At 72.6% G+C, this 9,261-nt stretch carries 9 protein-coding genes; 3 read left to right on the forward strand and 6 right to left on the reverse strand.

Features of this window, described 5'->3' with window-relative positions; all coding sequences use genetic code 11:
• The first annotated feature begins 68 nt into the window (after positions 1-68).
• Both AB0B33_RS36295 and AB0B33_RS36300 read left to right on the forward strand, forming a co-directional pair.
• Positions 69-1,697, forward strand: a complete 1,629-nt coding sequence (locus AB0B33_RS36295; protein ID WP_247023865.1) for a GMC family oxidoreductase N-terminal domain-containing protein — start codon at positions 69-71, stop codon at positions 1,695-1,697.
• Entirely contained in the window at positions 1,694-3,265 is a 1,572-nt protein-coding gene (locus AB0B33_RS36300) for a succinic semialdehyde dehydrogenase (RefSeq protein ID WP_360780380.1), read from the forward strand. Before AB0B33_RS36295 ends, AB0B33_RS36300 begins: the two co-directional genes overlap by 4 nt.
• Here AB0B33_RS36300 and AB0B33_RS36305 read toward each other — a convergent pair.
• From AB0B33_RS36305 to AB0B33_RS36330, 6 genes are all read right to left on the reverse strand, one after another.
• Positions 3,262-4,719 (reverse strand): phospholipase D-like domain-containing protein, encoded by a 1,458-nt coding sequence (locus AB0B33_RS36305; protein ID WP_360780383.1) that lies wholly within the window; start codon positions 4,717-4,719, stop codon positions 3,262-3,264. The two genes, AB0B33_RS36300 and AB0B33_RS36305, sit on opposite strands and share 4 nt — an antisense overlap.
• 51 nt (positions 4,720-4,770) lie before the next feature.
• Positions 4,771-5,664, reverse strand: a complete 894-nt coding sequence (locus AB0B33_RS36310; RefSeq protein WP_360780386.1) for a PDR/VanB family oxidoreductase — start codon at positions 5,662-5,664, stop codon at positions 4,771-4,773.
• Entirely contained in the window at positions 5,661-5,792 is a 132-nt protein-coding gene (locus tag AB0B33_RS36315) for a hypothetical protein (protein WP_281506302.1), read from the reverse strand. Before AB0B33_RS36315 ends, AB0B33_RS36310 begins: the two co-directional genes overlap by 4 nt.
• Positions 5,789-6,820, reverse strand: coding sequence for an aromatic ring-hydroxylating dioxygenase subunit alpha (locus tag AB0B33_RS36320; RefSeq protein WP_360780390.1), 1,032 nt, complete (start codon positions 6,818-6,820; stop codon positions 5,789-5,791). The genes AB0B33_RS36315 and AB0B33_RS36320 overlap by 4 nt, the downstream gene beginning before the upstream one ends.
• Before the next feature lie 84 nt (positions 6,821-6,904).
• Positions 6,905-7,663, reverse strand: a complete 759-nt coding sequence (locus tag AB0B33_RS36325; RefSeq protein WP_360780392.1) for an IclR family transcriptional regulator — start codon at positions 7,661-7,663, stop codon at positions 6,905-6,907.
• Between the two features lie 2 nt (positions 7,664-7,665).
• The gene (locus AB0B33_RS36330) at positions 7,666-8,403 is read right to left on the reverse strand and encodes a MerR family transcriptional regulator (protein WP_360780395.1); all 738 of its coding nucleotides are present in this window, start codon (positions 8,401-8,403) and stop codon (positions 7,666-7,668) included.
• Between the two features lie 57 nt (positions 8,404-8,460).
• On the opposite strand from AB0B33_RS36330, the gene AB0B33_RS36335 reads away from it, so the two are divergent.
• Positions 8,461-8,730 (forward strand): hypothetical protein, encoded by a 270-nt coding sequence (locus AB0B33_RS36335; protein ID WP_360780398.1) that lies wholly within the window; start codon positions 8,461-8,463, stop codon positions 8,728-8,730.
• Positions 8,731-9,261 lie beyond the last annotated feature (531 nt).

The raw sequence follows: 9,261 nt of genomic DNA on the forward strand, positions 1-9,261 counted from the left end.
CGACGCTATACGGTTGCCTGACTAGAACACGTTACAGTTTACGTGTCCGGGCGGACCGAGGAGCGGAAATGGCGAAGCGGGCGCCACGCAGCGACGAAGCCGATTACGTCGTCGTCGGGTCGGGGAGCTCCGGTGCCGCCGTCGCCGGGCGGCTGGCGCAGGCCGGGGCCAGCGTGATCGTGCTGGAGGCGGGCAAGAGCGACAGTCAGCTGCTGGTCACCAAGCCCGGCATGGTGGCGCCGATGCACGCCGTGCCGCAGCTGAAGAACCTCGTCGACTGGGGCTACTACTCCGTCCCGCAGAAACACGTTCTAGATCGTCGGATGCCGGTGCCGCGGGGCAAGGTCGTCGGGGGCTCCAGCTCCGTCAACGGCATGGTCTACGTCCGCGGCAACCGCGCCAACTTCGACTCCTGGGCCGCCGAGGGCAACGAAGGCTGGGACGCCGACCGCGTCAACGCCGCCTACAAGCGGATGGAGGACTTCGAGGACGGCGAGAACGCCTTCCGCGGCGCCGGCGGGCCCATCCGCATCACCCGCAACAAGATCCCGCAGGAAGGGACGCTGCAGTTCCTCGAGGCCACCGCCGACGCGATCGGCTGCGAGATCCTCGACGACTACAACGCCGAGTCCCAAGAGGGCGTCAGCCGGATGCAGCAGAACGCCGCCGACGGCCTGCGCTACAGCGCCTCGCGCGGCTACCTCCACCACGCGCCTGCGTCGCTCCAGCTCCAGTCGCGCGTGCTGGCCAAGAAGGTGCTCGTCGAGAACGGCCGCGCCACCGGCGTCGAAGTCGTCGACGCCGACGGCAGCCGGCGCACGGTCCGGGCCGGCAAGGAGGTCATCCTCGCCGCGGGGGTCGTCGGGTCCGCGCAGCTGCTGATGCTTTCCGGCGTCGGGCACGCCGAGCACCTGAAGGAACACGGCATCGACGTCGTCGCCGACCTGCCCGTCGGGGACAACCTGCACGACCACATGTTCCACGCCCTGACCTTCCAGGTGGCCTCCAGCAAGCTCCGCGGCACGGCGCCGTTCTTCGCCCGCGGCCTGGCCAAGGAGCTGCTGCGGCCCGGCTCCACCTTCCTCGCGAACTCCGTCTTCGAGGCGGTCGCGTTCCTGCGCACCTCCCAGGCCGACGCGGTCCCGGACCTGCAGCTGCACCTGCTGCCCTGGGCCTACGTCTCGCCCAACCAGGACGCCCCGATCCGGCACGCCGTCGACAAGCGCGGCGCCCTCACCGTCCTCACCACGCTGATCTACCCGAAGAGCCGCGGCACGCTGCGGCTCGCCTCGGCCGACCCCACGGCCGCGCCGCTCATCGACTTCCAGTACCTCGCCGACCCGGCCGACCTCGAAGTGCTCGGCGAAGGCTCGGAGATGGTGCGCGAGATCATGGCCTCGAAGGCGTTCGGGGGCGCGGTCAAGGAAGAGATCCACCCGGGCGAGGACCTCAAGGGCCAGGCCCTGCGCGACGCGATCCTCAACCGCGCGACGTCGGTCTACCACGGCGTCGGCACCTGCCGGATGGGCGTCGACGAGCTCGCCGTCGTCGGGCCCGACCTCAAGGTCCGCGGGGTCGACGCGCTGCGCGTCTGCGACGCCTCGATCATGCCGTCGATCACCGGCGGCAACACCAACGCGCCCTGCATCATGATCGGCGAGATGGGTGCCCAGCTCGTCCTCGGGAGCCGGTCATGACCCTCACCCCGGTCAAGCTTTCCCGCCCGGCCTCGGTGACCGACGCGTTCCTGAACCAGCTGGTCGCCCGGGTGCCGGGGTCCGGCGCGACCTGGGCACTCACCGAGGTCTACACCGGCGACGTCCTCGTCGAGCTGCCGCAGTCGACGCCGGCGGACATCGAGCGGGCGTTCGCCGTCGCGCGCGAAGCCCAGCGGAAGTGGGCCGCCACGCCGGTCAAGCAGCGGCTGGCCGTGTTCAAGCGGGCGCACACGCTGTTCGTCGACCGAGCGCGGGCGATCGCCGACCTCATCCAGGTCGAGAGCGGCAAGAACCGGCGGATGGCGATCGAGGAGACCTGCGACCCGCCGATGGTGATGAGCCACTACCTCAAGCGGGCGGCCAAGCTGCTGGCGCCGGTGAAGCGCGGCGGTCCGGTGCCACTGGTGACGTCGTCGACCGAGGTCCGGCGGCCCAAGGGTGTCGTCGGCATCATCGCGCCGTGGAACTTCCCGTTCGCCACCGGCGTTTCCGACGCGATCCCGGCGCTGATGGCCGGCAACGCGGTCGTGCTGAAGCCCGACAACAAGACCGCGCTCTCACCGCTGTACGGCGTGCGGCTGCTGGAGGAAGCCGGCCTGCCGGAGGGTCTCTTCCAGGTCGTCTGCGGCGAAGGCCCGGACGTCGGGCCGGCGCTCATCGACCGGGCCGACTACGTGATGTTCACCGGTTCCACGGCCACCGGCAAGGTGATCGGCGAGCGGGCGGGCCGCAACCTCATCGGCTGCTGCCTCGAGCTCGGCGGCAAGAACCCCATGATCGTGCTCGAGGACGCCGACATCGGGGAAGCCGTGCGGGGCGCGGTGTTCGGCGCGTTCGGCAACACCGGCCAGATCTGCATGCACGTCGAGCGGATCTACCTGCCGGAGTCCCGCTACGACGAGTTCAAGACGGCCTTCGTGGCCGCGGCCTCGGCACTCGACGTCCGCGCGGCGTACGACTTCGGCCCCGAAATGGGCTCGCTCGTTTCGGTGGACCACATGCGCCGCGTCAAGTCCCACGTGGACGATGCCGTCGCCAAGGGGGCCACGGTCCTGTGCGGCGGCAAGCCCCGCCCCGACCTCGGCCCGGCGTTCTTCGAGCCGACGATCCTCGAGGGCGTCACGAAGGACATGCTCTGCGGCGTGACGGAGACCTTCGGTCCCGTGGTGGCGCTGCACACCTACCGCACGGTCGATGAAGCGGTCGAGCTGGCCAACGACACGGACTACGGCCTGAACGCCTCGATCTGGAGCACCGACGTCCCGGCGGCCCGCGCGCTGGCCGCGCGCATCGAGTCCGGCAACGTGAACGTCAACGACATCCTCGCGACGGCGTTCGCCGCCAAGGGAACGCCGTCGGGCGGCATCAAGAACTCCGGCGTCGGCGCCCGCCACGGGGACCAGGGCCTGCTCAAGTACACCGACGGGCAGAACCTGGCCGTGCTGAAGAAGCAGGTGATGGGCCCGCGGCCGGGGCAGGGCTACGAGAAGTACGTCGAGAGCATGCTGTCCGGGCTCAAGACGCTGCGGAAGCTGCGCCTGCGTTAGCCGTCCACGAGCAGCCCCCGCAGCGGGCCCTGCAACCGCCCGGCCCGCCGGGACACGCCCGGCAGCAGCACCAGCCGGTGCGTGCGCCGCTCGCCCCGCCGTTCCCGCTCGGCCTGCTCCTCGGCCAGCGGGCGCCAGAGGTGGTCGACGACGTCGGCCGGGTCGGCGTTCTCCAGCTCTTCGACCGGGCGGCCGAGGTGCTCGGCCCACAGCCGCAGCCTCGTCGAGCGCGCCAGTGCGTGGTCGTCGGTGGCGATGTTGACCTCGGTGTCGTTGAACAGCGAGTGCTCGTTGAGGTTCGCCGAGCCCACGGTCAGCCACTCGTCGTCGACGATGCCGAGCTTCGCGTGGACGTACACCGGCGCCGCCTCATCGCCGTCGTGGGCGCTGATCGTCGTCGCGAGGAGCCGCTGGTGACCGTCGTCGGCGTCCAGGAGGCGGCCCAGCTGCCCGCGGGTGGTGTCCGAGCCGTTGCTCGGCTTGCGGGGGAGCAGCAGGACCACCCGGAACCGGTCGTCGGGCGGGGTGCGCAGCTTGTCGATCAGCACCTCGGCGATCTCCGGCGACCACAGGAACTGGTTCTCCAGGTAGACGAGCCGTCGTGCCGAGCGCAGCGCGCGGAGGTAGCCGTCGAGCAGCGTGAATTCGCCTCGGGGCAGGAAGTCGTAGGTGCTGTTCGGCACCGTCCGCAGCAGCTGCACCCGGCTGCCGCCCGCCGGCCCGGGCACCGCGGGCGCGGGCAGGTCTTCCCCCGCCACCTCGGTCCACCGCCGCCGGAAGTGGTCCGCGACGTCGGCGACCACCGGTCCTTCGAGCCGCGTCATGAGGTCGTGCCACCCGATCGGCCGCGGCGGGTGGTCCGGGCTGTCGTGCCGGTCGCCCTCCAGCGCGGTGAAGTCGACGCCGCCGACGAACGCGAGCGCGTCGTCGACGACCACCAGTTTCTCGTGGTGGCAGTGCATGGTCCGCTCGCGGGCGTCGAGCACGCAGCGCACCGCCGAGCCGTCGGTGAACTTCCGCTGCTCCGAGCGCGCGAGCTTGCGCGAGGGCTGGAACGCCGGCACCGGCGGCCCGCCCCAGAGCAGCACCCGCACCTCGACGCCGCGGCCGGCGGTCTCGGCGAGCAGCTCGCGCAGGGTCGGCGCCCCAGGCTCGCGCGTCAGCCGGAAGTCCGCGCTCGCGTGCCAGTTCGCGATGTGGACGTGCGACTTCGCCCGCCGGATCGCCGCCTCGACGGCGGGCAGCGACTCCTCGCCGTCGATCAGCACCTCGACGCGGTTGCCGTCGCGGACCGGGGCTCGGCCGCCGAGCCGGTCCGCCGACCCGCCCGGGGCGAGCACGTCACCCCAGCCGAGCCCGCGCAGCCGCCGCCGGTGGTGGGCGCAGAGCACGCTTTCGAGCCCGTCGCCCAGCCGCTCGTCCGCCTTGTCCAGGAAAGTGCGAAACGTCTTCACCCGTCCCATGGCACTACAGATCGGCCGAGTCCGCCGCGCAGTGACGCTCCGTCAGAGGTCGAGCACCAGGCGGGGTGAGCGCGCGCGGGACACGCAGAGCATCATCACCTCGCTCTCTTCCCGCTCGGCGTCGGTCAGCACGGCGTCGCGGTGCTCCGGTGTCCCGCCGAGCACGCCGGTTTCGCAGGTGCCGCACGTGCCTTCGCGGCACGAGGACAGCACCGGGACCCCGGCTTCCTCGACCACGTCGAGGATCGACCGGTCCGCGGGCACCGCCAGCACCCGCCCCGAGCCGGCGAGCTCGACTTCGAACGCCGTGCGCGGGCCGTCGTCCGGCTCCGCGGTGAAGCGCTCGACGTGCAGGTTTTCGAGGCCGAGCCGTTCCACCGCCGTCAGAAGCGGCGCGGGGCCGCAGCAGTACACCGCCGTGCCCGGCTCGACCGGCAGCCCGGCGAGGTCGAGGAGGCCGTCCTCGTCCTGCGGCCGGATCGTCACGCGGTCGCCGTAGCGGGCCAGCTCGTCGGTGAAGGCCATCGACGAGCGCGTCCGGCCGCCGTACACGAGCTGCCAGTCGCCGGCCCGCTCGAGCATCGGCAGGATCGGCGTGATGCCGATGCCGCCCGCGACGAACAGGTACCGCTCGGCGGGCACCAGCGGGAAGTGGTTGCGCGGCTGCGACACCCGGACCCGGTGCCCGGGCGCCAGCTCGTCGTGCACGTACGCCGAGCCGCCGCGGCCGGCGGGCTCCCGCAGCACCGCGACCTGGTACGCCGAGGTGTCTTCGGGGCGGCCGCACAGGGAGTACTGCCGCACGCCGCCGGGCAGCTCGAGGTCGACGTGCGCGCCGGGTTCCCACGACGGCAGCGGCCCGCCGTCCGGCGCGCGCACCGTCAGGCGGACGACGTCGTCGGCCACGGTTTCCTTGGTTTCCACGACGAGGTTCATCGGTGTCCTTCGGGGTGGGCGAGGAGCCAGTCCCAGAGCTCGACCGGGTCGTCGAAGTCGCGTTCGGCGCCGCAGTGGCAGATCGCGTGCAGCCAGTCGGTGCCGGGGACCCAGAGGACCCGGTTCACGGCGAGACCAGCCGCTGCAGCATCCGGCGCGCCGCCAGGCCACCGGTGTCGATGTTGACCGAAAGTTCCTGGTAGCCATCGGGTTCCGTGGCGATGACCCGCTCGAGGACGTCGAGTGCTTCGACGTCCTGCAGCACCACCGTGCGGTTGTTCTCGGCCAGGAACGCCGACACGCCTTCGTCGTCGAGCGCGAAGTCCCTGGCGACGGCCCAGAAGTCGTGCGTGGAGTGCTCGGTCTCGGGGGTGATGGCGTAGACGACCTCGACGTGGAAGGCGTCCGGGTCGCTGCCGTCCGGGCGCGGCACGGACCCGACCGGCGCGATGCGGCTGTGCAGCTTGTACAGGCAGGGCGGGGTGTACTCGATGTCCTGCCAGCGCGAGATGCGGCCCTGCAGGCCGGTCGACTTGGCGTAGAACGGCGGGCATTCGGCGTCGGCCATGTGCCGCGAGACGTAGACGACGGCGTTCTCCTCGTCGACCTCCGTCGTGATCGGCGTGGCGGCGACCTCCGGCGTGCCGATGTAGCCGCCGTGCAGGTAGGTCTCGTGCGAGAGGTCCAGCAGGTTGTCGACGAGCAGCGAATACCGCGCCCGCAACGGTTCCATCCCCGAGACCGTGGTGTAGCCGGGGGAGTCGAGGTAGGGCGCGCGCGGGATCCGCGCGGCGTCGGCGTTGGCGGGATCGCCGATGAAGACCCAGACGAAGGAGTCCTGCTCCACGACGGGGTACCGCGGCAGCCGCGCGGTCCGCGGCACCCGCGCCTGGCCCGGCACGGCCACGCACTTGCCGTCCGCGCCGTAGGTGAAGCCGTGGTAGCCGCAGACGACCTGGTCGTCGACGAGCCGGGAAGGCGCCTGGGACAAGGGGAACCGCCGGTGGACGCACCGGTCGGCCACGGCCGTCACGCTCCCGTCGCGGGTCCGCCAGAACAGGACCGGTTCGCCGCAGATGGTGCGGCTGAACAGTTCCGCGCCGATTTCGGAGCCGTAGGCGGCGACGTACCACTGGTCACGGGGAATGGCGCTCATCGGAGTTCGTCCTCTCGTGGCGGGGCCCCCAGCCTGGGCGGGCGGGCCCCTCGCCGCGAAGGGCGATTCCATAAGACGGAAAGCTCAGCCGAGCGCGCGGGAGATCGCCCGGGCGCTCGTCCGGACCAGCGGAGCCAGCGCGTGCGGCGACGCGCTGCCGTGCCGCACGACGAGCGACACCGCCGCCACGACCTGGCCGCGGGCGTCGTGGATCGGCGCGCCGACCGACAGGCTGTCGAGGGTCACCTGCCGCTCGCTGATGGAAAATCCGTGGGTGCGGACGTCGGCGAGCAGGTGCCGCAGCCGATCGGGATCGGTGACGGTGTCCGGCGTGTACCGCTCGATCGGGCGGCTGAGGACGTCTTCCTGCACCTCGGCGGGCGCGTGGGCGAGCAGGACGAGCCCGACCCCGGTGGCGGTCAGCGCGAACCGCCCGCCGACGCGGGTCAGCACGGGAACCGCGCCCGAGCCGGCGATGCGCTCGATGAAGACGACCTCGGTGCCCTCGCGGACGGCGAGCTGGACGTTCTCGCGGGTGATCTGCGAAAGGTCTTCCAGGAACGGGAGGGCGCGCTCGCGCAGGCCGAGGCCGCGCGGGGCGAGCGAGCCCAGTTCCCACAACCGCAACCCGACCCGGTAGACGCCGGTGTCGTCGCGTTCGAGCGCGCCCCAGGTACAGAACTCCCGCAGCAGCCGGTGCGCGGTGGCCGCGGGCAGCCCGGCGCGGCGGGCGACCTCGCTCAGCCGCAGCGCGGGGCGGTCGGGGGTGAAGGCTTCGAGCACCTTGAGCGCGCGGCCGAGCACGGGCCCGGTGGCGCCGGGAACGCGACCTCGATGCGGCACGGCTACCTCCCGGGGATCAGCTGGGCGCGGAGCAGGCCGTCGAGGCGTCGCCACGCCGGTGACCCGGCGTTGACCGCGCTCTGGATCAAGGCCGGGACCGCCGAGGGCGCGTCCAGGCCGGGCAGGGGACCGGGGCCGTAGCGCTGCCGGGTGGCCGTCACGATCCGGCCGGCGAGGGCGTCGATCGCCGGGTCCGCCGGAGGCAGGTCGTGGGCGCGGTCGTAGTCCAGGTAGAGCTGCCGCAGCGCCGGGTCGGTCAGGGCCTGGGCCTGGTCGCGGAAGGACTCCGCGGCCTGCTCCGGGTGCGTCGCGTACACCAGGATCCACAGGTCCGTCTCCATGGCGACCCAGCGCGCGGAAAAGCCCAGCTCCGGCAGGTGCTCGAGGTGCCGCGCGACTTCGGGCGGCAGCCCGTGCACCGGCCCGGACCCGAGCCGGCGGAGGCGACGCTGCGTCTCGCGGAGACGGCGGATGTGCGCGGTCAGCTCGCGGTCGACGTCGTGGAGCGCTTCGCGGACCTGCTCGGGCGTCGCGTCGCCGAGGTCCTTGATGCGCGCCAGCGGCACACCGGCTTCGGCGAGGGTACGGATCTTGAGCAGGTCGATCGCGTGCGCGGCGGTGTAGCGCCGGTACCCGGATGCGTCCCGTTCCGGCTCCGGGAGCAGGCCTTTCGCGTGGTAGATGCGGACCGTCTTGACCGAGACGCCGGCGTAGCGGGCCAGCCTGCCGATGGTGATCACCTGACCATCATGCCGCGCTTGACCCCGCCCCAGGGGCAGGGTTGCAGACTGACCGCCATGACGAACGTGGATCCGGCCACCCTGCGCGCCCTGGCCGACGAGGGCAACGAGCGCGCCCTCGACCGCCTGGCCGACCTGGCCGACGCGCGCGACGACATCGCGACGCTGAGCGAGCTGCTCGACGAAGGCAGCACCCACGCCGGCCGCCTCCTCACCCGCCGCGCGGTGGCCGCGGGCGACCTGCTGGAGCTGCAGCGGGTGAGCGACGCCGGCTACGAGGAGGCGGCAGCGGAGCTGGACCGCCTGCTGGGCGACCCGGGCCGCTGACCCGCACCGCCGGGTCGGGTCGCCGGCCTGGGTCGTTGACCCGCGCCGAACCGAGTTGCTGGCCTGGGCCGCTGGCCCCTCGCTACCGATCCGCGCTGCCGACCTGGGCGCCCGCCCGCGCCGCCGACCCGCGTTGCCGACCTAGGCACCCGCCCGCGCCGCCGACCCGCGCTGCCGGCTGGGTCACTATCCCGCACCCGCCGGGTCGCTGGCCTTGCGGCAGACCCGCGCTGCCAGCCTGGGGCGCTGGCCCGCGCCGCCGGCCCGCGTTGCTGACCCATCCAGCCGACCCGCACTGCCGGTTGGCCCCCCTGACCCGCACCGCCGGGGTTGGGTCGCGGGCCCCTGCTGCCGACCTGCGCTGCGGACCCAGCTGGCCGACCCGCGCTGCCGACCTGGGTCGCTGACCTGGGTTGATGCCTGCCTCGTTGGCCCGGCGGCGTTGGCTCGCGTTGCTGACCTGGTGGCTGGCCCGGGCTGATGCCTGCCCCGCTGGCGCGGCGGCGTTGGCTCGCGTTGCTGACCTGGTCG

Source organism: Amycolatopsis sp. NPDC049159, assembly GCF_040648295.1.
Taxonomy (GTDB): Bacteria; Actinomycetota; Actinomycetes; order Mycobacteriales; family Pseudonocardiaceae; genus Amycolatopsis; species Amycolatopsis pretoriensis_A.

What these genes read in the sequence shown, in the direction of transcription:
- AB0B33_RS36310 (WP_360780386.1), bottom strand. Translation starts at nt 5,664, where the DNA reads ATGAACCTCGTCGTGGAAACCAAGGAAACCGTGGCCGACGACGTCGTC.
- AB0B33_RS36335 (WP_360780398.1), top strand. Translation starts at nt 8,461, where the DNA reads ATGACGAACGTGGATCCGGCCACCCTGCGCGCCCTGGCCGACGAGGGC.
- AB0B33_RS36295 (WP_247023865.1), top strand. Translation starts at nt 69, where the DNA reads ATGGCGAAGCGGGCGCCACGCAGCGACGAAGCCGATTACGTCGTCGTC.
- AB0B33_RS36320 (WP_360780390.1), bottom strand. Translation starts at nt 6,820, where the DNA reads ATGAGCGCCATTCCCCGTGACCAGTGGTACGTCGCCGCCTACGGCTCC.
- AB0B33_RS36300 (WP_360780380.1), top strand. Translation starts at nt 1,694, where the DNA reads ATGACCCTCACCCCGGTCAAGCTTTCCCGCCCGGCCTCGGTGACCGAC.